17 protein-coding genes are annotated in these 19,192 nt (G+C 63.1%); 12 read left to right on the top strand and 5 right to left on the bottom strand.

Annotated elements, in window-relative coordinates; genetic code table 11:
• Positions 1–30: 30 nt before the first annotated feature.
• The 4 genes from MTAI_RS12625 to MTAI_RS12610 all read left to right on the top strand — a co-directional run bounded on the left by MTAI_RS12625 (position 31) and on the right by MTAI_RS12610 (position 7,896).
• Positions 31–2,106: an Ig-like domain-containing protein gene (locus MTAI_RS12625; RefSeq protein WP_063843419.1), complete on the top strand. Its 2,076-nt coding sequence runs from the start codon at positions 31–33 to the stop codon at positions 2,104–2,106.
• Between the two features lie 229 nt (positions 2,107–2,335).
• Positions 2,336–3,526: a DegT/DnrJ/EryC1/StrS family aminotransferase gene (locus MTAI_RS12620; RefSeq protein ID WP_027887665.1), complete on the top strand. Its 1,191-nt coding sequence runs from the start codon at positions 2,336–2,338 to the stop codon at positions 3,524–3,526.
• Positions 3,527–3,539: 13 nt separating this feature from the next.
• A complete protein-coding gene (locus MTAI_RS12615) occupies positions 3,540–5,111 on the top strand; it encodes an NAD-dependent epimerase/dehydratase family protein (RefSeq protein WP_027887664.1) in 1,572 nt (523 codons plus the stop codon).
• A gap of 61 nt (positions 5,112–5,172) precedes the next feature.
• Positions 5,173–7,896: a galactose oxidase-like domain-containing protein gene (locus MTAI_RS12610; RefSeq protein WP_027887663.1), complete on the top strand. Its 2,724-nt coding sequence runs from the start codon at positions 5,173–5,175 to the stop codon at positions 7,894–7,896.
• Here MTAI_RS12610 and MTAI_RS12605 read toward each other — a convergent pair.
• Entirely contained in the window at positions 7,893–9,329 is a 1,437-nt protein-coding gene (locus MTAI_RS12605) for a right-handed parallel beta-helix repeat-containing protein (protein ID WP_187388555.1), read from the bottom strand. The two genes, MTAI_RS12610 and MTAI_RS12605, sit on opposite strands and share 4 nt — an antisense overlap.
• Positions 9,330–9,667: 338 nt before the next feature.
• On the opposite strand from MTAI_RS12605, the gene MTAI_RS12600 reads away from it, so the two are divergent.
• Positions 9,668–10,549, top strand: a complete 882-nt coding sequence (locus MTAI_RS12600; protein WP_223299767.1) for a glycosyltransferase family 4 protein — start codon at positions 9,668–9,670, stop codon at positions 10,547–10,549.
• A 5-nt stretch (positions 10,550–10,554) separates the two neighbouring features.
• Here MTAI_RS12600 and MTAI_RS12595 read toward each other — a convergent pair whose 3' ends face one another.
• On the bottom strand, positions 10,555–10,797 hold the full coding sequence (locus MTAI_RS12595; RefSeq protein WP_245453118.1) for a hypothetical protein: 243 nt from the start codon (positions 10,795–10,797) through the stop codon (positions 10,555–10,557).
• 90 nt (positions 10,798–10,887) lie between these two features.
• On the opposite strand from MTAI_RS12595, the gene MTAI_RS12590 reads away from it, so the two are divergent.
• Positions 10,888–11,694: an IS5 family transposase gene (locus tag MTAI_RS12590; RefSeq protein WP_119342530.1), complete on the top strand. Its 807-nt coding sequence runs from the start codon at positions 10,888–10,890 to the stop codon at positions 11,692–11,694.
• 46 nt (positions 11,695–11,740) lie between these two features.
• Here MTAI_RS12590 and MTAI_RS12585 read toward each other — a convergent pair whose 3' ends face one another.
• The 3 genes from MTAI_RS12585 to MTAI_RS12575 form a co-directional block, all read right to left on the bottom strand.
• Positions 11,741–12,640, bottom strand: a complete 900-nt coding sequence (locus MTAI_RS12585) for a complex I NDUFA9 subunit family protein (RefSeq protein WP_027886935.1) — start codon at positions 12,638–12,640, stop codon at positions 11,741–11,743.
• A 7-nt stretch (positions 12,641–12,647) separates the two neighbouring features.
• Positions 12,648–13,238 carry a transcriptional regulator LdrP gene (ldrP, locus tag MTAI_RS12580; RefSeq protein WP_043982676.1) on the bottom strand — a complete coding sequence of 197 codons (591 nt, stop codon included), beginning with the start codon at positions 13,236–13,238 and terminating at the stop codon, positions 12,648–12,650.
• A gap of 61 nt (positions 13,239–13,299) precedes the next feature.
• Positions 13,300–14,181 carry a MerR family transcriptional regulator gene (locus MTAI_RS12575; protein WP_027886936.1) on the bottom strand — a complete coding sequence of 294 codons (882 nt, stop codon included), beginning with the start codon at positions 14,179–14,181 and terminating at the stop codon, positions 13,300–13,302.
• A 119-nt stretch (positions 14,182–14,300) separates the two neighbouring features.
• On the opposite strand from MTAI_RS12575, the gene MTAI_RS12570 reads away from it, so the two are divergent.
• The 6 genes from MTAI_RS12570 (at position 14,301) to MTAI_RS12545 (ending at position 19,186) form a co-directional block, all read left to right on the top strand.
• Positions 14,301–14,975 (top strand): class I SAM-dependent methyltransferase, encoded by a 675-nt coding sequence (locus MTAI_RS12570; RefSeq protein ID WP_027886937.1) that lies wholly within the window; start codon positions 14,301–14,303, stop codon positions 14,973–14,975.
• Positions 14,976–15,001: 26 nt separating this feature from the next.
• Complete coding sequence (locus MTAI_RS12565) at positions 15,002–15,829, top strand: phytoene/squalene synthase family protein (protein ID WP_027886938.1); 828 nt, start codon at positions 15,002–15,004, stop codon at positions 15,827–15,829.
• 53 nt (positions 15,830–15,882) lie between these two features.
• Positions 15,883–16,095 carry a type II toxin-antitoxin system RelB family antitoxin gene (gene relB, locus MTAI_RS12560; protein ID WP_027886939.1) on the top strand — a complete coding sequence of 71 codons (213 nt, stop codon included), beginning with the start codon at positions 15,883–15,885 and terminating at the stop codon, positions 16,093–16,095.
• A complete protein-coding gene (locus tag MTAI_RS12555; RefSeq protein ID WP_027886940.1) occupies positions 16,079–16,348 on the top strand; it encodes a type II toxin-antitoxin system RelE family toxin in 270 nt (89 codons plus the stop codon). The genes relB and MTAI_RS12555 overlap by 17 nt, the downstream gene beginning before the upstream one ends.
• 31 nt (positions 16,349–16,379) lie before the next feature.
• The gene (locus MTAI_RS12550) at positions 16,380–17,912 is read left to right on the top strand and encodes a phytoene desaturase family protein (protein ID WP_027886941.1); all 1,533 of its coding nucleotides are present in this window, start codon (positions 16,380–16,382) and stop codon (positions 17,910–17,912) included.
• Positions 17,913–17,992: 80 nt separating this feature from the next.
• Positions 17,993–19,186: a lycopene cyclase family protein gene (locus MTAI_RS12545; protein ID WP_027886942.1), complete on the top strand. Its 1,194-nt coding sequence runs from the start codon at positions 17,993–17,995 to the stop codon at positions 19,184–19,186.
• The last annotated feature ends 6 nt before the right edge of the window (positions 19,187–19,192 follow it).

The following is a 19,192-nucleotide window of genomic DNA, read 5'->3' as shown; positions in this document are numbered from 1 at the left end:
ACCCAGATCCAAACTCCAAGGAGGTACTTCATGACCTATCGCTGGTTTTTACTACTATTAGCCGCGCTGTTCCTGGCTGCCTGCGGGGGAGGTGGGGCGCCTAGCATTAACACCATCGAAGTCACCCCAGCGACCGCCAGCAAGCCGGTGGGCCAGACCCAGCAGTTCAACGCGGTGGCCAAGGATGCGAACGGCAATGTGATTTCCGGTGTTACCTTTACCTGGGAGTCGAGCAACACATCGGTAGCCACGGTGAATAGCAGCGGCTTGGCCACGGCGGTTGCGGTCGGTACCGCTACCATCAAGGCCAAGGCCGGGGGCAAGGAGGGTAGCGCCACTTTTACCGTGACCAACCCATCGCCACCGCCCATCGAGACCATTGAGGTGACCCCGGCTACTGCCAGCAAGCCGGTGGGCCAGACCCAGCAGTTCAACGCGGTGGCCAAGGATGCGAACGGCAATGTGATTTCCGGTGTTACCTTTACCTGGGAGTCGAGCAACACATCGGTAGCCACGGTGAATAGCAGCGGCTTGGCCACGGCGGTTGCGGTCGGTACCGCTACCATCAAGGCCAAGGCTGGGGGTAAGGAGGGCAGCGCCACCCTGAATGTAACCGCCATTCCTACCTACACCGTGGGCGGGGAGGTGCGCTACCTGAACGGTTCGGGCCTGGTGCTGGCCCTGGGTTCGCAGACCAAAACCATCACCAGCAACGGCTCCTTCACCTTCAATACCCCTGTACAGAACGGTACCTACAGCGTGAGCGTACAGACCCAGCCCACCAGCCCGGCCCAGACCTGCACCGTCACCCCCAGCAGCGTGATTGTGAATGGGGCCAACGTGACTGATCTGGTGGTGGAGTGCAGCCCCTACACCAAGTGGCTGGCCTCTAGTGCAACCGATATAGGCAACGCCATCACCACCGATGCCCAGGGCAATGTGATTGTGGCGGGCCTCTCTAAAGAAGTGTTGGGTGATGAGGTGGGCACGCTCGCCCTGGCCTTCCCGGATGTGGTGGTGGCCAAGTATGCACCCAACGGCAGCCGTCTGTGGGTCAAGCAGTTCACCGTGGGCGATCCCAACACCTCTCCCAACGCGGAGTCGCAGGCCAAAGGGGTGGCCACCGATGCTGCCGGTAATATCTACGTGGTGGGCAGTGCATATGTTTCCAGCAGCAACGCCTTCAAGGGCTTTATCCTCAAGCTAGGCCCGAATGGGGCAAGGCTGGACTCGATCAAGCTGGACGAAAGCACTCTGAACGTAGAGAACGGTCTTACCAGCGTGGCGGTGGTGGGTAGCGATGTGTATGTGGGCGGCTATACCGCCGGAACCGCGCCGGGTGGAACCAACGCCGGTGGAGAGGACGCCGTTTTGTACAAGTACAACACCAGCCTAGCCTTGCAATGGGCCCGGCAGTTGGGCTCGACCGGCGACGACCAGATTACCTCAGTGGCCGTGGATGCCTCCGGTGCGGTATACGCTGCAGGGTTTGCCCGCGGGATCCTGTCCGGCGGGACTTACCAGGGTGGAACCGACGCTTTTGTGGTCAAGTACGATGGGAGCGGAACCCAGCAGTGGCTCCAGCAGTTCGGCACACCCTCCGACGATGGGGCCAGTGCGGTGGTGGTGCAGGGGTCGGCTGTCTACGTGGCCGGCTATGTGGCCGGAGGGTATGAGCCGGGCTTTACCTACAACGGTGGTACCGACCTGTTTGTAACCAAATTTGACAGCAGCGGTGCCGAAATCTGGCGCAGGCAGTACAGCCCGGATGATACGCCCACCAATATCAAAATCAGCCCCTACGGCATGGTGGCCGACGCCTCGGGGAATGTCTACCTGGTGGGCGAGGTGAACCAGGCGGTGGATACCGGCGCAACCTACCAGGGGCTGAAGGATGTCTTCATCCTGCAGTACCTGGCCAACGGTGACAGGGGCTGGGCCCGCCAGGAGGGCAGCGCCCAGGATGAGATCGCCCTGGCCGTCACCCTGCACGGCAGCGACCTCTACCTGACCGGCTGGAGCAAGGGGGCTTTGGACGGCTACACCAACCAGGGGCTCGAGGACATCTTCGTGCTGAAGTACCACACCGACGGTAGCAAGAAGTAGCGATGGTTTTTCTGGGGCTCGAGGGTACCCTCGAGCCCTTCTTTTTTGGACGGCGTTATACCCATCGTTACGCGAGAGTTGCGTGCTATTAATAACCCGCTACCCAAGTTAACGCGTTCTATGCTGCCTTTAGCAGAGGGGATTCCTGTCGAATAACGCGATCATAACGAGGCCTGGACTAGACTTTGAAGCATATTTTCGGAGGAAGCCACCTCGAAGGAGCACGTAGATGCTAAAAGAACCCTTCATTACAGTGCCTTTTGCACCATGGCCCCACTTTGAGCCAGACGAGATCGAAGCTGCTACAAAGGTGCTCCAGTCGGGAAAAGTGAACTACTGGACGGGCCAGGAGGGCCGCCTGTTCGAACGTGAATTTGCCGACTATGTCGGAACCAAACACGCCATTGCCCTGCACAACGGTACGGTGGCGCTCGAGCTGGCCCTTTACGCCATGGGGGTGGGCGAGGGCGACGAGGTTATTACCACCCCCCGCACCTTCATTGCCTCGGCCAGCGCGGCGGTGATGCGTGGAGCAAGGCCTGTTTTTGCCGATGTAGACCCCGAGAGCGGCCTGATTACCGCCGAGACCATCGAGCGGGCCATCACCCCCCGCACCAAGGCCATCATCGTGGTGCACCTGGCCGGCTGGCCGGCGGATATGGATCCCATCATGGAGCTGGCCCGCAAGCACAACCTCTGGGTCATCGAGGACTGTGCCCAGGCCCATGGGGCCAAGTACAAAGGCCGGAGCGTGGGCTCGATTGGCCATGCCGGGGCCTGGTCGTTTTGCCAGGACAAAATTCTCACCACCGGCGGCGAGGGGGGGATGCTCACCCTCAACGACGATGAACTCTGGAGCAAGGCCTGGAGCTTCAAAGACCACGGCAAGAGCTACGACGCGGTCTACAACCGCCAGCACCCCCCCGGCTTCCGCTGGCTACACGAAGACTTCGGCACCAACTGGCGGATGCTCGAGGTGCAGTCGGCCATTGGCCGGGTGATTCTGCGCAAGCTGGATGGCTGGGTCGAAAAGCGCCGGGCCAACGCCCACTACCTGAGCGAGCGCTTCCGCCAGATTCCGGCCCTGCGGGTGCCCGAAGTACCCGCCCACCTGTACCACGCCTACTACAAGTACTACGTGTATGTGCGCCCCGAGCGGCTCAAGCCCGACTGGAGCCGCGATCGCATTATGCAGACCGTCAGCGAGATGGGCATTCCCTGCATGAGCGGCAGCTGCAGTGAGATTTACCTCGAGAAAGCCTTTACCCGGCGGGGCTGGCAGCCGGCCGAGCGCTTGCCGGTGGCCCGGGCACTGGGCGAAACCTCACTGATGTTCCTGGTGCACCCCACCCTGGGCCAGGCCCACATGCAAGCCACCGCCGATGCAGTTGAACGGGTAATGGAACAGGCCTCGGTTTAGGGAGGGAGCAAGGATGGTTCATTTAAAGGAATTGCGCTTTACCGCCGATGTGATTTTGCGGGTACTGGCCGACCAGCTCATGGTGGCCGGCAGCTTTGCTGTGGCCATGGTGATTCACCTGCTGTGGGCCTACCGCGGTGCTGCCGATGCGGCGCTGCTGGGGGCTTATGCGCAAATTTACGGCAAGAACGTGGGCATTCTGATGGTCGTTGCCTTTGTGGTATTTGCCGCCAGCGGGTTTTATACCCGCGGTCGGGCCTACCAGAGCCGCTACAAGATGCTGGTGGTGGCCCAGGCGGTAACGCTGACTTACCTCATCTTTGGCTTTGCGGTGTTTATGCTACCGCTGGTAGACCCTCCGCGCTCGGTGCTGTTTGCCAGCGGATTCTTGACCCTTGGCCTGACCCTGGCCTCGAGGGCCTGGGTGCACTACTGGGACAATGTCGAGGCCCGGCGCAGGGCCAGGGCCCAGCCCATCCCGCCCCTGATCAGCGATGAGCGCATCGTGCTGGTGATTGGTGGGGCCGGCTATATCGGTTCGGGGTTGCTGCCGCGGCTGCTCGAGCGCGGCTACCGGGTGCGCCTGCTCGACCTACTCTTGTTTGGCAAGGAACCCATAGCACACGTGCTGCACCACCCCAACCTGGAAATCATCCAGGCCGACTTCCGCCAGGTGGACAAGGTGGTGGAGGCCATGCGCGGGGTGGACACCGTGGTGCACCTGGGGGGGCTGGTAGGTGATCCGGCCTGTGCCCTGGATGAAAACCTCACCATCGAGATTAACCTGGTGGCCACCCGCACCATCGCCGAGATTGCCAAGGGCATGCGCGTGCGGCGCTTTATCTTCGCCAGCACCTGCTCGGTGTACGGTGCCAGCGACTTGGTGCTGGACGAGCGCAGCAATCTCAATCCAGTCTCGCTGTATGCCCGCAGCAAAATTGCTTCCGAACAGGTGCTGCGCCAGCTCCAGAGCGACGATTTCTCGGTGGTGATCCTGCGCTTTGGTACCATTTATGGCCTCTCGGGCCGCACCCGCTTCGACCTGGTGGTTAACCTGCTTACGGCCAAGGCGGTGGTGGACAAGAAGATCACCGTGTTTGGGGGCGACCAGTGGCGGCCTTTTGTGCACGTAGATGATGCCGCGCGCGCGGTCATGCTGGTTGTGGAGGCCCCCAAAGAGCGTGTGCACAACGAAACCTTTAATGTGGGCAGCAACGAGGGCAACATGACCCTGGGCATGGTGGGGGAGCTGGTCAAGAAGCTGGTGCCCGACGCTGAGTTGATCGACTCGGGTCGCGATGGGGATCGGCGCAACTACCGTGTCGATTTCTCCAAAATTCGCAATGTCTTGGGCTTTGAGCCGCAGTGGACGGTGGAGCAAGGCATCCAGCAGGTTATCGAGGCCCTGCAGAGCGGCAGGGTGCGCGACTACCGGGCGGCCATGTACTCCAACGTTAAGTACCTCACCGAAGGGGCCAGCTCGGAGATTGTCAAACAGTACTACCTGGGTTGGGAAAAGTCCCTGATCCAACAGACCTACGAGCCGAAAGAGGAACAGGGGCCGGCCACCGTACCCCAGGCCTAGGGTTGTACTCAATTGCCGCGGGGAGCGGCGGTAAAGCAAGTGTGCATGTGCGAGGTGGTGAGTGAAGGAGATATTGGCCCTTCCGGGAAGGTTTTTACTTGTACTAGCTGTACTCAGCCTAGCCGCCTGTAATACCACCCGACCCCCGGCAACGCCTGCCAACTTCCAGGCTACTGCCGACGCCACCCCCCGGGTGGTGCTGCGCTGGGAGGCGGTGGCAGGAGCGGTGGACTATGTCCTCGAGCGCAAAACAAACGGTGGAGCCTTCACCGTTCTGGGTGTGGTTACCAGTACCGACTACACCGATGAAAACGTGGACTACAGCACCACCTACACCTACCGCCTGACCGCCCGCAACAACGCCGCTGTAAGCGGCCCGGCCGAGCAGAACGCCACCACCCCCGAACGGCCCCTGGCTCCCCCTGACACCCCAGCCAGCTTTCAGGCCACTGCCGACGCCACCCCCCGGGTGGTGCTGCGCTGGACGGCCCCGCAGCGGGTAGCCCGCTATGTGCTGGAGCGCCGCGCCCGCGATGGCGAGTTTGTCACCCTGAGCAGCACCCTGCCCGCCAGCACCACCGAGTACACCGATACAGCGGTGGGCAGCGGCACCCCCTACACCTACCGCCTCACCCCCTACAACGCCGCGGGCAGCGCCAGCCCGGCCACCGTGCTGGCCGAGACCCCTGCCTACAGCGAGCCGGGCTTTACCCAGACTGCCAGCAGCTATAGCCTTACCGACGACCGCCCCCCCGGCCAGAATCCCTACATCCACCCCCTGACCAGCCCCGACAATGGCCTGGACGTGGAGTACTTTGACAACCCCGATCTCACGAGTCTTTTCGCCCGGCGCATAGAGACCGACATTAACCACACCTTCTCCGGCCAGCCACCCCTGCCGGGCATGGGCCCCGATACCTTTAGCATTCGCTGGATTGGCCTGATCGAAGCGCCGGTCAGCGGCACCTACACCTTCACCGTGCTGGCCGACGACGGGGTGCGGCTCTGGGTCAACGACCAGCTCCTGATCGGCGCCTGGTTCGACCAGAACCTCACCCGCCGCAGCGCCACCATCTCCCTCCAGGCAGGCCAGACCTACCGCCTCAAGCTCGAGTACTACAACCGGGACGCCCGGGGGGCCGTCAAGCTGCGCTGGGCCTACCCCGGCCAGCCCGAGCAGGTTGTGCCCCCTTCGGCGTTTGTGCGCCACAAGAAGGCCAGTATCGGCTACTTCGGCCCCAAGCTGCCCTGGCCCACCGTAGCCACCCACGCCGTCCTGCTGCCCGATGGCCGGGTGATGACCTTCCACGGCCTCGACCCGGTGGGCAAGGGCCAGAGTGATAACTACCGCGACTACAGCAAGCACGCCTCCACCCAGGTGTTTGTCTGGACGCCCGGCACCCCCACCGATGCCCAGAGCCAGGCCCGCTACGACAACAAACGCACCGACCTTTTCTGTGTGGGCTATGTGCTGGCTGCCAACGGCAAGCTCTACATGGCCGGGGGCAACCTGGGCTACGACTACAGTGCCAGCGGCGACGAGTTTGGATTCGCGGCCGGCCACACCCACACCAACATCTTCGACCCCAGCACCAACACCTGGAGTGCAGGCCGCGACATGGAGCAGGGCCGCTGGTACCCCAGTGTGATCACCCTGCCCAACGAGGAGATGCTGATTATCGGCGGCAACGCCGACCAGCACAATGGGGATGGTATAGATAATGACAAAAACTATATCCCCGACGTCTGGAACCCCTTTACCAACACCCTGCGCCGCCTGACCGGGGCTTCCTCTTTTGGTAAGGGCATCGAGCACTTCTACCCCTGGGTGCACGTGGCCCCCAACGGCCAGGTCTTCCTGTCGGGCAGCTACAAGAACTGGTACTACCTGGACACCAACGGTGCGGGCGCATGGACACACCAATTCCCCCCCCAAAGATACAACCGCTACTACGGCTCCTCGGTGATGTATGAGCCGGGAAAAATTCTGGTGCTGGGGGGTGGCTGGGTGGGTTTTTCCGACGAACAGGGGGGTGCGACCGCTCAGGTGATTGAACTTAACCCCAACAACCAGAGCGTCTGGGTGCGCGATGTGGCCCCCATGGCCCACAAGCGCACCCACCTCAACGCCACCCTGATGCCCGACGGCCGCATCTTTGTCAATGGTGGGAACGAGGATGGGGTAAATTTCAGCAACGCAACCGCGGTCTACGAAAGCGAGATCTGGTCGCCCCTTACCGAGACCTTCAAGCGTGCCGCCGAGGCCCAGTGCCCCCGCACCTACCACTCCACCGCCCTGCTCTTGCTCGACGGCACCATCATCACCATGGGCGGTGGTGCCACCGGAGGCGATGATCCCCCAAACTCACCAGAATGCGACAAAACCAAGGGCATTCTGCAGAAGGTCAACCAGCTCAACGCCGAGATCTACTACCCGCCCTACCTGCACAATGCCGATGGCAGCCCGGCCAGCCGCCCGGTGGTGCAGAGCGCGCCGGAGCGGATTAGCTACGGCCAGAGCTTTACCCTGAACACCGATGTGCCCGCCACGGTGGTGGAGCGGGTGACCCTGGTGGCCTTTGGGGCGGTCACCCACGCCTTTAATATGGGCCAGCGCTTCATCGAGCTGAGCTTTACCCGCACGGGCCCCAACACCCTGCAGGTGACGGCCCCGCAGAGCCCCAACCTGGCCACCCCCGGCTACTACCAGCTTTATGTGCTGGATGGCCGGGGGGTGCCCTCGGAGGCCCGGGTGGTGCGCTTGCGGGATGCCAGCCGGCCCTAGCGCACCTCAAAAGGCCCTAAGTCGGGGGCGCTGCCCTGGAGGCGGGGCTTAGCCTGGAAGTCGATGCTGGGGGTCTGCTCGGTAATGCCTTTATCGATGGCCGGGCTGGTGCTTTGCAGGGCGTAGTTGCCGCTACCATCGGGCCGGTAGTTTACAAAACCAGGGTCGAGGGAAAGGCTGCCTTGCTGGGTGCTGGTCTGTAAAATCCAGTTGACCTCGTTGTTCCAGACCAGGTTGTTCACAAAGCGATTGACCCCGGTGTTGTTTACCTCCCTGATGCCACGCGGGTTATAGACAACGATGTTGTTGGCTACCAGGAAGTTCTCGGCCCGGTTGCCGTTGGTGTTGTCGCCCGAGCCCACCGAGATTCCCGAGTAAAGATTGGCAAAGGAGAGGTTGTGGGTAATGACTGCCCCGGTCACGGCATGCCAGGTGTTGATGCCGTTGCCGCGAGCCCGATAGACAATGTTGTTCTGGATGATGCCTCGAGGCGCACCCAGATAGATGCCGTGGATGCGAACGCAGAACCCTTGCGAAAGGTCGCCGATGTCGTGCGCCAGGTTGCCCAGTATTACGCCATCCGAGGAGTTGGGCGAGCTCATGTTCAGGCCGGCCCCGCCATTTGAATCACACTGGGCGCGGATGCCGTAGACATGGTTGAAGAGGAAGCGGTTGTAAGGGGCCCAGCTGATGATGCCGCTGTTGGTGGCGTTGGTAACTTCAAACCCTACGATATCCACGTAGCTACCGCGCACATCAATACCGAAGAGATTGCCCTGGGCGTTCAACTTGGCGCCCCAGCGGGTATCGGAGGCGATGGTGATGCGCTGGCTGGGGGTACCGGAGACGGTAACCTGGACGGACTCGTTGTAGGAGCCTGGGAGCACCCGCAGGACATCGCCGGGCTTGAGCCGCTGGACGGCGAAGGAGAGGGTGGCCCAGGGGCGGTCGCGGGAGCCGTCGTTGGTGTTGCTGCCGCCGGGGCCCACGTAGTAGGTGGGGCCGCTGGGCAGGGTGTAGCCGCCGTAATCTGTGCCAGAAGAACCGCCACCTGAACCACCACTGCCTGGGCTACCAACCTGCAGGTTCAGGCTGGCGCTGGTGCTCAAGCCCTCAGCGTCGTAGGCCCTAATAACCACAGCGTTGCTGCCGCTCACCAGCGGAATCCAGAAGATGATGTTACCGCTCTGGGTGGGCTGTATCTCGACGTCCTGCTCGGAACCGCCGTTTACCTGGCGGGTCAGGCGGGTTACGGCCTTGTCGTCGCTGACGCTTACCTCGGCCCGCGTACCGGAACCGCTTATGCTGGCCCCGTTGGATGGACTAAGAATGCGTAGGCTGGGGGCCTGGTTGGTGGTGGAGGAGGGCGCCTGTTCATTGGTTGAGCAGGCCGCCAACAACCCGACCAGTAAAAGGGAGGACAGTTGCCGCATCAGAAAAAGCTCCTTGAATAAAGGTGTTACCTTTCTGGGGTTGGAGCGCTGGGCTTTGTCAAACCCCATATCGTTACAAACGATATGGGGCTATTGAAAGAGTTTTTTCTGATTAACGTTAAGTCAACCTTTAAAAAACTTTAGCGATGTAACGCAATACGTTACGGCGGTAAAAGGGGCACTGTTGCCGCAAACAAACAGGCCATGCGGGGTAAAGTCCCTATGCTGAGGGGCAGCGAATGTCTCTATCTGTAGATGGTGGAAGGGTGTGTATGCCGAATGAACCGTTGTTGGCTTTGCTGGTAACACTGACCGCTGTTGTGTTGGTAGGGTTATCCATGCCGTTGGCCCGTTACCTGGGCGTGGTAGACCGGCCGGGGGCCATCAAGATTCATACCCTGCCCACCCCGCGCTTTGGTGGGGTGGGGATAGTGGCCTCTGTGCTGCTTTGGGGCTATTACACCCAAGTAGTGGCTGGCTGGGCTTTGCTGGGACTGCTGGTTATAGCTATTACGGGCGGTCTGGATGATCGCTTCGGCCTTTCACCCAGGCTGCGTCTGCTGGCCGAGTTGGTGGCTGGGGTTGCGCTGGGTATGCACTTCTGGGAGGTTTTGGGATGGGGGGGGATGGGTTTGGCGGTGGTGCTGGTGCTGCTCATGTCCAACGCGATCAACCTGATTGATGGCATGAACGGCCTGGCCGCCGGCAATGCCCTCATCTCTGCGCTTGGAATTGCCATCTTGCTGTGGTCAATTCCTGCTGGGGCTGGGCTGGCCGTAATTTTGGCCTCGAGCTTGCTGGGGTTTCTCTTCTGGAACTACCCCCGGGCCAAGACCTTTATGGGTGATAGCGGCAGCCTATCCATTGGCTATCTACTGGCTATGCTGCTCTTGATGGCGGCAGCCCAGGGTGGGGCCACCTTTCTGGCCGCGCTGGTGATGGTGGGTTTCCCCCTGTACGACACCGCAGCGGGTATTATCCGGCGCTGGCGGCGGGGCAGGCCCATCTTTGACGGGGATCGGGATCACACCTACGATCGACTAGATCAGCTCTACTTGCGGAACCCAGCCAAGACTGTGGCGGTGGTCTGGCTGGTCAGCGGGGTGTTGGTGCTGGCAGGCCTGGTGATAGGCAAGTTGAGCGTTGGGATGGGCTTGGTTTTAGGGGTGTTGTTGGCGGCTGTTCTGTTCTTGGGCGCGCACAGGCTGGGCTCGTTGTAGGCTGCCTACTCGGCCAGGCGCTCCTGCAGGGGGTTGTCTTCAAGGGCCCGGCGGCATTCTCGAAACACGTACAGCGCCAGCACCGAGAAAGGTATATCGAGCTCGAGCGCTTCCTGCACAGCGTAGTAGCGTGCGGGGTCGGCGGTACGCACACGGGGCCCCAGCGCAGCCCATAGCTTGAGCAGGGCTTCGCGGCTCTTTGGAGGGGCTTCCTCAAAGCGTTTGAGCGGGTCGGTGGGCGTGTTCATTTTCAATAGGTAGGGCCGGGCAGACTCCATCGCACCCTAGAATCTACAAACCACCTTACCCAAATCAGGCACTGCAGTTATGTTTAGAGCATGAACCGCCGTGCTTACCCATCGGACGTCCGTGATGAGGAATGGGCTCTGGTGCTGCCCTATTTGACCCTCGCCCCGCTGGAAGCACCCCAGCGCAAGTACGACCTGCGCGAAGTGTTCAACGCCCTGCGCTGGATGGTTCGAACCGGTGCTCAGTGGGACTACCTGCCCCACGACTTCCCACCCCCCCATATCGTTCAGGCGCAAGCCTACCGCTGGATGAACCGGGGGGTCTTCGAAGACCTGGTACACGACCTGCGCATGACCCTGCGAATGCTCCAGGGCAAAGCCGCCCATCCCAGCGCTGCCATCTACGATGCTCGCACCCTACAGTCCACCCCGCAAAGTGGGGAGCGGGCCGGATACGATGGGTACAAACGACGCAAGGGAAGCAAAGTTCACCTGGCGGTAGATACCCTGGGGCATCTGCTGGCCCTGGTAGTAACGGCGGCCAGTGAACAGGAACGGGCCCAGGTGGGAGCCCTCAGTCAACAGGTGCAGGAAGTGACGGGGGAGCAGGTGGAAGTGGCCTTTGTGGATCAGGGTTACACTGGGGAGGAAGCGGCACAAGCGGCAGAGGCGGAAGGCATCGCCCTGTGTGTGGTCAAGGTGGAAGGGGCCAAACGAGGATTCGTGCTGCTGCCGAAGCGTTGGGTGGTGGAACGTTCGTTTGCCTGGACATCCCGGTTTCGCAGGCTGGCGCGAGACTATGAGCGGCTGGCTGAGACCTTGCGAGGTTGGCACTGGTTGGCTTTTTCGATTCTGATGACAGCGAAAACTGTGGAGCTTTTACGAACAGCTAGTTAGCAGGCTCTAGGTTAGACCCACCTGAGTTTTTCAACAGTATTCCAGATTAAGCACCGACCAACCGTTTGGCTGAGAGGATTTTGGGTAATTCGGTCTCGAGCGAGCGTTCTTCCAGGGCGAAAGCGTGGCGCATGTGGACTGGATCGGCGGTATTGCCCATCTTTAGTTGAAGGTACTGGTCGCGTGTAATGGGGCTAAAGGGCAGGGGGGAGATGAGGGGAACCACCCAGTCCATCAGGGTTAGTGGGATGGAGAGCAGGGGTTTGCGTGAGCCCAGGGTGTCGCGCACCAGTAGCAGCAGCTCGCGGAAGGTGTATTCCTTAGGCCCCACCAGGTTGTAGCTGCGGTGTATGGTCTGGGGGCGGTTCAGGGCCTGCTCGAAGGCCCGGGCCACATCCCCCACCCAGATGGGCCGGAAGACAAAGCGACCATCGCCAATCAGGGGGATGAAGGGGAGGGGGGCGGTGACCAGGCCCTTCAGGATGCCCCCGAAAAACTCGTCGCCCCGGCCAAAAATTAGGCTGGGGCGCAGGATGGTCCAGTCGAGCCCCGAGGCCTGTACCAGCTCTTCGCCCTCGGCTTTGGTCTCGTAGTAGCGGCTGCCGGTGCCGCGGGCGGTGCCCAGCGCCGACATATGCACAAAGCGGGAAATGCCCGCGGCCTTGGCGGCGGCCAGGCTGTGGCGCACCCCTTCCACGTGGGCCTGGCGGAAGGTCTGGTCGCCGCGCTCGCGGATGATGCCCACCAGGTAAATGAGCGCTTCCTGGCCCTTAGCGGCCTCGAGCAGACCCTCGTTCCTGGCGGCATCGGCCACCACGTAGCGCACGCCCTCGAGGGGCCCCGCCCCCCGCCTCGAGGCCACCGTCACCTGGTGGCCCTGCTCCAGCAGGTGCTGCGCCATGTGGGTGCCCACATAGCCGCTGCCGCCGACAATCAGTACCTTCATCGCCACCTCAAACCGCTTGCAGCATCCGGCTTTCAGCCTCCAGCTCCAGGGTTTTGCGGTCTACCAGGTAAATTTTGCGGTAGCCGGTATCCAGGACGCCTTCGTGGCGCAGGTCGGAGAGCAGTTTGCTCACCGACTCGCGGGTGGAAGCGGTGGCATCGGCAATCTCTTCATGGCTGGCGGTGACATAGGTTCCCCGCTCATCCTGCCCCTGGGCGGCGGTGGCAGCCAGGTAGAGCAGATAGCGGCAGATGCGGCTGCGCAGCTCCCCCCACTGCAGGTGGGTTTCGTAGGCCTGTACCTGGGCCATCTGGCTGGCCAGGTTTCCGGCCAGGGCTCGTAGGTCTTCGCTGGAGAGGGTCTGGGGGTCAACAGCAAAAGCCGCCGCCTCGGTGAGGGCTTCGGCGGTGTACTTGTACTGCCGCTCGGAGAGGGCCTCCTCGCCGAAATAGTCGCCGGGCAGCACGTGCCGCAAGGTGAGCTGGCGACCGTCGGGCAAGATCTCGATGATACGTACCAGGCCACGCTCGAGGTGATACAGCGTGTCCGCGCGGTCGCCCGCCCGGTAGATCACTTCTTTCCTACGTACCTTTTTCATACGGCCTCCTTGTTCCCAATCTTGCGCTTCAGCCCGGATGAACCCCAAATCAAAGGCCTGCTTACCACAAGCCCTGCTCCTTCAAGGTGTGTGAAAGCCGGTCGGCTAGCTCACGGGGATCGTTGCCCATATAATGCGCGCCCAGCCGCTCCACCAGGTGGGGGTCGTTGGCTGCAGCCCGGCCCCCCACCACCACCACGGGGGCCAGGTGGCGCAGGGCCTCGTGCGGCAGCGACTCCAGGGAAATGGGCTGCGCCGCTGAGAGCACCACGGCCTTGGCCCCGGTGCGTTCGGCAAACGATCGGAGGTCGGCCAGGGGGGTGTTGGGCCCCAGGTAGTGCACGGTGTAGCCGGCCCGGCGCAGGAACAAGGCGGTGATCAGGCTCCCGATCTCGTGCTGCTCCCCCGGCAGGGTGGAGACCACCAGGGTGGGCCCCAGCGACCCCCCCATCAGGTTGAGCAGGCCCTGCAGGGCACCCCGCAGGTAGGTGCTGGCGAAATGTTCTTGCGCGGTGCTCACGCGGCCGAGGTGCCAGCCGTCGCCGATGCGGCGCAGGCAGGGCGCGATGACCTCCATCACCACGGTTTCCATGGGGTGCAGCTTGTAGGCCTCCGAGAGGGTGCGCTCGGCGGCCTCGGTGTCGGCCCGCAGCAGGGCCTCTTCGAGCTCCATGGAGAGGGCCTCGGGGGGGCGCGGGCCCTCCTGGGTCAGGCCCTCGAGGTAGCGGCGGACGGCCTGGGCCGGGGTGACCCCCTCGGCGATCCACTTTTTGATCTGGCGCAGGGCCTCGAGGTCGGTATGGCTGTACAGCCTGTGTCCACCCGGTGAGCGATCGGGCCGGGGGAAGCCATACCGACGCTCCCACTGCCGCAGCAGGGCGCTGGAGAGCCCGGTGCGCTCCTCCACTTCGGCAATGGTGTAAACCCCCAGATCGTTCCGCATAAGACAAGCCCTTTGTTGAAAATAAGAATATCTTACTGTATAACTTATGTCAAGGCTTTGTGGGGATTTATGTCTAATCTCTGTCTAAGTTTAGGAATTTATCCGAGATGAAGGAGTCCATGCAAAAATTACCCGATCAACGCTCTAAAGCCCCGCTTACCCTGGCGGCGCGCACCAACCTGTGGCCGCTCACCGCCCTGGGCTACGAGGCCTGGCGCCGACGGGCGCTCAGCCTGCTTTCCGGCAGGGCTTTTCCCTTAGAAGAGGAGCTCTCGCTCATGCTCAAGCGGATGCAGCCGGTGGCCGGGCGGGTTTTTCTGGATCTGGGCACCGCCACCGGCCTGTACGCCCGGGCCTTGCTGGGGGCGGGCGCCGCCAGGGTCTACGCCCTCGACCTTTCGCCGGCCATGCTGAGGGTGGCGCTGGGGAAGGCCAGGGGGTACCCCGGTTTTGTACCCCTGCTGGCCAGGGCCGAGGCCATCCCGCTATCCCCGGCCTCGGTGGATGGGGTGGTGGTGGGGGGTAGCTGGAACGAGTTTCCCGATCCCCAGCCGGTTGTACACGAACTGTACAGGGTGCTGAAGTCAGACGGGCGGCTCTGGGTCATGTTCAGCCACCGCTCGCCAAGCCCTTTGCAGCGCCTGCTAGAGGCGGCCGGGCTGCGCTTTCCCACCCTTTCAGAGCTTATGGATTCACTCACAAAAAGTGGTTTCAAGGTAGACGGTTGGCGCGAGGGGTCGGTAGGATTTGTGGCAGGGACAAAAGTCACTATGCAAAGCTCGGTGCAATCTTAGCCAAACGGTGTTTTGAGGAGATGCGTATGGAACCCAACTGGCAGGCTGTATCGGCCATTATCCGCCGTCACTCGGCCACGTTCTACTACGGTAGCCTGCTGTTCCGGGGTGAGGCCCGCAAAGGGGCCTGGGCCGTGTATGCAGCCTGCCGCATTGGGGACGACGCGGTGGACGAGTCGGCCAGCCCCCAGGCCGACCTGAACGAATGGTGGGCGGGCATCGAGCGGGCCTATGCCGGGGTGCCCAGAACCGACTGGGAGGCGGCTTTAGCCTGGGCTCTGGCGCGCTGGGAGATTCCCAAGCAGGCCTTTGCCGATATGAAAAAGGGCTTTCTGGCCGACCTGCACCCGGTGCGGCTCGCGACCCTGGAGGAGCTCTTCACCTACTGCTACCGGGTGGCCGGCACCGTGGGCTTGATGATTGCCCCCATCGGCGGGGCCGGGGAGGCTGGGCGGGAGGCGGCCATCCAGCTGGGCCAGGCCATGCAGCTCACCAACTGCCTGCGCGACGTGGGCGAAGATCTGGCCCTGAACCGGGTCTACCTGCCTGCCGAGCTGATGCGCAAATACGAGGTCTCCCTCGAGGATCTGCGCCAGGGCCAGATCAGCCCGCGCTACATCGGCCTGATGCGCGAGCTGGCCCAGGAGGCCCGCCGGCTCTACCGCGAGGGGCTGGCCGGCCTCAAGTATCTGAAAACCGGGCGTGGGGCGGTGGCGCTGGCCGCTTTGCAGTACCAGGGCATTCTGGACAAGCTGGAGCTAAACGGCTGGGACAACCTTTCGCGCCGGGCCTCGCTTTCCACCTACGAGCGGGTGATGCTCCTGCCCAAGGCCATCTGGCTGCGGGGAGCCTGAAGCTTCGGGCGGTGGGGCGAAGTCCTTAAGCCCGGTGCTATACTTGTATAGCAATGCTGGCTATCCGGCTGCCCAAGGAGATAGAGGAACGCCTCGAGGCCCTTGCCCGGAAAACCGGGCGCAGCAAGAGCTATTACGTGCGCCAGGCCATCCTGGAGCACCTCGATGACCTCGAGGACTACTATCTGGCCGTAGAGCGGCTCGAGCAGAAGTTGCCAGGCATTCCCCTAGACGAAGTGGAGCGCCGCCTTGGGTTACAGGATTGAGTTCGACCCACGGGCCGAGAAGGAGCTGGCGAAGCTGGATCGTGAGGTGGCGCGCCGCATCGTGCGTTTTTTGCGCGAGCGGGTGGCCTTGCTGGATGATCCCCGTAGCCTTGGGGAGGCCTTGCACGGGCCGGAGCTGGGCCGGTTTTGGAAGTACCGGGTGGGTGATTATCGCCTGATCTGCCATATCCAGGATCAAAGAATCACTGTGCTGGTCTTGCGGATTGGGCATCGGCGGGATGTCTACCGCTGAAATAGGCCTTCTGCGGTATCATGCCCCCGAGATGCCGGACTTCGATGTAGCGGTGGTGGGGGCGGGGCACAACGCCCTGGTAACGGCGGCCTATCTGGCCCAGGCCGGGTACCGGGTGGGGGTCTTCGAGCGGCGCAGGGTGCCGGGCGGGGCGGTCTCGACCATCGATTACCAGGGCTTCCGCTTCGACCTGGGGGGCAGCGCGCACATCCTCATCCGCCTGACCCCGGTGGTGGAGGAGCTCGAGCTTTACAGGTACGGCCTGGAGTACCTCGAGCTCGACCCCCTTTTTCACGCTTCGGATGCGCGGGAAAGCTGGTTTGTTTGGCGCGACCCCGAGCGCACCGCGGCCGAGCTCGACGAGCGCTACCCAGGGCAGGGCCAGGCCTACCGCCGCTTCCTGCGCGACTGGCTGCCCTTCGCCCAGGCCGTCAAAGAGGCCTTTCTGGCCTCGCCCAGCCCGCTCAACCTGGGGCAGAAGCTCCTTTTGGGGGCTGGGTTCAGGCGCGACTGGCAGAAGCGCCTGCCGCAGATCCTGCGCCCTTACGGCGATGTGGCGCGGGAATACTTCAGCGAGGAACGGGTGCGGGCCCCCCTGGTCTGGATGGCCGCGCAGTCCGGGCCGCCGCCCTCCGACCCCTTGTCCGCGCCCTTTTTGCTGTGGCACCCGCTCTACCACGTGGGCGGGGTGGCCCGGCCCCGGGGGGGCTCGGGGGGGCTCTCGCTGGCCTTGGTGCGGGCCATCGAGGCTAAAGGGGGGAAGGTGCACCTAAGCAGCCCGGTGGCCGGGATTGTGCTGGAGGGCCGGCGGGCCGTGGGCCTGCGCCTGGAGGACGGACAAAGCGTGAGCGCTCGAGCGGTGGTGGCCGGGGCGCACATCCAGAAAACCCTGGCCCTGCTGCCCGCCGAGCAAACCCCCGAGGTGGCCAAAGGGCTGCGGGTGGGCAACGGCTTCGGCTTTGTGCTGCGGCTGGGGCTTTCGGAAAAGCTTAGCTACCAGACCCACCCCGGCCCCGAGGCCCGCATCGGCCTGGGCCTCCTCATCACCGACGAACTGCAGCTCAGCCGGGCCTACGGCGACTACCTGGCGGGCGAGCCCACCCGCGACCCCCCGCTCATCGCCATGAGCTTCAGCGCGGTAGACGAGACCCTGGCCCCCCCCGGGGGCGAGACCCTATGGCTGTGGGCCCAGTACTACCCCCACAAGCTGGCCTCGGGGACGTGGGAAACCCGCGCTATGGAGGCCCGGGAGGGGGTGATCCGCAGCTTCGAGCGCTTCGACCCCGGAATCCGCCGCAAGATTGTGGCCGAACTGGTGCAGACCCCTTTGTGGCTCGAGCAGGAGTTTGCCATGCCGGCGGGGAATGTGATGCACCTCGAGATGACCCCCGACCAGATGTTCATCTTCCGCCCCTGGCTGGGGGCCCACGAGTACAGGTTTCCGGGGCTAAAAGGCCTCTACCTGACCGGGGCCAGCACCCACCCCGGCGGGGGCATCATGGGCGCGAGCGGGCGCAATGCCGCCAGGGTGCTGCTCAGGGACTTGAGCCGCAACCGGGTTTAGGGGGAGGCCAGCCAAACCTCCTTCCTACTTTGTAACCCCGGCTAGCCAGGTTTTCCCACGGCGGCGTAGCCTGTTACCAGGTGAGCGCGGCTTACGACTACGACTACATCATTCTTGGGGCCGGGGCGGCCGGTCTGAGCCTGGCCTACCATCTGGTGCAGGTGGGCCTGCGCGACAAGCAGATCCTGCTGCTCGAGCGGGCCCCCAAGACCACCAACGACCGCACCTGGAGCTTCTGGGAGGTGGGGGAGGGCCCCTTCGAGCCGGTGGTCTTCCGCCGCTGGGATCGGGTCTGGTTTCATGGGGAGGGCCTCTCGGAGCGGCTTGAGATTGTGCCCTACGCCTACAAGATGATCCGCGGCCTCGATTTCTACACCTTCATGCAGCGCTGGATGGCGCAGCAGCCCAACATCCGCCTGCACTACGGGGAGGTCACCCGCCTCGAGGAGGCCCCGGAAGGGGTGCGGGTGGTGGCGGGGGGGCAGGTGTTTACGGGCCGCTGGGCTTTTAGCAGCCTGTACCAGCCCGCGCCTTTGCAGCCCGGCTACCACTACCTGCTGCAGCACTTCAAGGGCTGGGTGGTGCGAACCCCCCGGCCGGCCTTCGATACCGGGGCCGCGACCTTTATGGACTTTCGGGTTCCCCAGGAGGGCGCGGTGCGTTTTGCCTATGTCCTGCCCTTCGATGAGCGGACGGCTTTGGTGGAGTACACCCTTTTCTCGCCCGAGCTGTTGCCCCCGGAGGCCTACGATGCAGGGCTGCGGGCCTACCTCGAGGGCCTGCTGGGCCTGGCAGAGTACGAGGTGCTCGAGACCGAGTTCGGCGTCATCCCCATGACCGACGCGCCCTTGGCCCGCCGGCCAAGCCCCCACGTCATGAACATCGGCACCGCCGGAGGCTGTACCAAGGCCTCTACCGGCTACACCTTCCGGCGCATTCAGCAGCAGTCGCGCCGCATTGCCGAGGCGCTGGCCCAGACCGGCCGGCCCTTTTTCCCCGAGCCGGCCTTCAACCGGCACGCCTACATGGACAGCGTGCTCCTGAACGTGCTGGCGCACCGGCGCACTCCGGGTAAACGGGTTTTCAGCGACCTGTTCCGGAAAAACCCCCCCCAGCGGGTGCTGCGCTTTTTGGACGAGGAAACCAGCCTGCTGGAAGATTTGCAGATTATGTCCAGCGTGGATATTCCCGCCTTTCTGAGGGCTGCGCTGGCGGTGGGAAGGTCGCGCTGGCCTCTGGCAAAGTCGCGCCGGATGGAGCCTGGGCGAGGGTAGCGGTGG

The organism is Meiothermus taiwanensis WR-220 (genome assembly GCF_003568585.1).
GTDB lineage: Bacteria > Deinococcota > Deinococci > Deinococcales > Thermaceae > Meiothermus > Meiothermus taiwanensis.
The sequence above is the reverse complement of the archived record's forward strand: the minus strand, read 5'-3'. Positions and strand labels throughout refer to the sequence as shown.

What these genes read in the sequence shown, in the direction of transcription:
- MTAI_RS12575 (WP_027886936.1), bottom strand. Translation starts at nt 14,181, where the DNA reads ATGCGGAACGATCTGGGGGTTTACACCATTGCCGAAGTGGAGGAGCGC.
- MTAI_RS12615 (WP_027887664.1), top strand. Translation starts at nt 3,540, where the DNA reads ATGGTTCATTTAAAGGAATTGCGCTTTACCGCCGATGTGATTTTGCGG.
- MTAI_RS12625 (WP_063843419.1), top strand. Translation starts at nt 31, where the DNA reads ATGACCTATCGCTGGTTTTTACTACTATTAGCCGCGCTGTTCCTGGCT.
- relB (WP_027886939.1), top strand. Translation starts at nt 15,883, where the DNA reads ATGCTGGCTATCCGGCTGCCCAAGGAGATAGAGGAACGCCTCGAGGCC.
- MTAI_RS12565 (WP_027886938.1), top strand. Translation starts at nt 15,002, where the DNA reads ATGGAACCCAACTGGCAGGCTGTATCGGCCATTATCCGCCGTCACTCG.
- MTAI_RS12605 (WP_187388555.1), bottom strand. Translation starts at nt 9,329, where the DNA reads ATGCGGCAACTGTCCTCCCTTTTACTGGTCGGGTTGTTGGCGGCCTGC.
- MTAI_RS12570 (WP_027886937.1), top strand. Translation starts at nt 14,301, where the DNA reads ATGCAAAAATTACCCGATCAACGCTCTAAAGCCCCGCTTACCCTGGCG.
- ldrP (WP_043982676.1), bottom strand. Translation starts at nt 13,238, where the DNA reads ATGAAAAAGGTACGTAGGAAAGAAGTGATCTACCGGGCGGGCGACCGC.
- MTAI_RS12550 (WP_027886941.1), top strand. Translation starts at nt 16,380, where the DNA reads ATGCCGGACTTCGATGTAGCGGTGGTGGGGGCGGGGCACAACGCCCTG.
- MTAI_RS12620 (WP_027887665.1), top strand. Translation starts at nt 2,336, where the DNA reads ATGCTAAAAGAACCCTTCATTACAGTGCCTTTTGCACCATGGCCCCAC.
- MTAI_RS12585 (WP_027886935.1), bottom strand. Translation starts at nt 12,640, where the DNA reads ATGAAGGTACTGATTGTCGGCGGCAGCGGCTATGTGGGCACCCACATG.
- MTAI_RS12595 (WP_245453118.1), bottom strand. Translation starts at nt 10,797, where the DNA reads ATGAACACGCCCACCGACCCGCTCAAACGCTTTGAGGAAGCCCCTCCA.
- MTAI_RS12590 (WP_119342530.1), top strand. Translation starts at nt 10,888, where the DNA reads ATGAACCGCCGTGCTTACCCATCGGACGTCCGTGATGAGGAATGGGCT.
- MTAI_RS12600 (WP_223299767.1), top strand. Translation starts at nt 9,668, where the DNA reads ATGCCGTTGGCCCGTTACCTGGGCGTGGTAGACCGGCCGGGGGCCATC.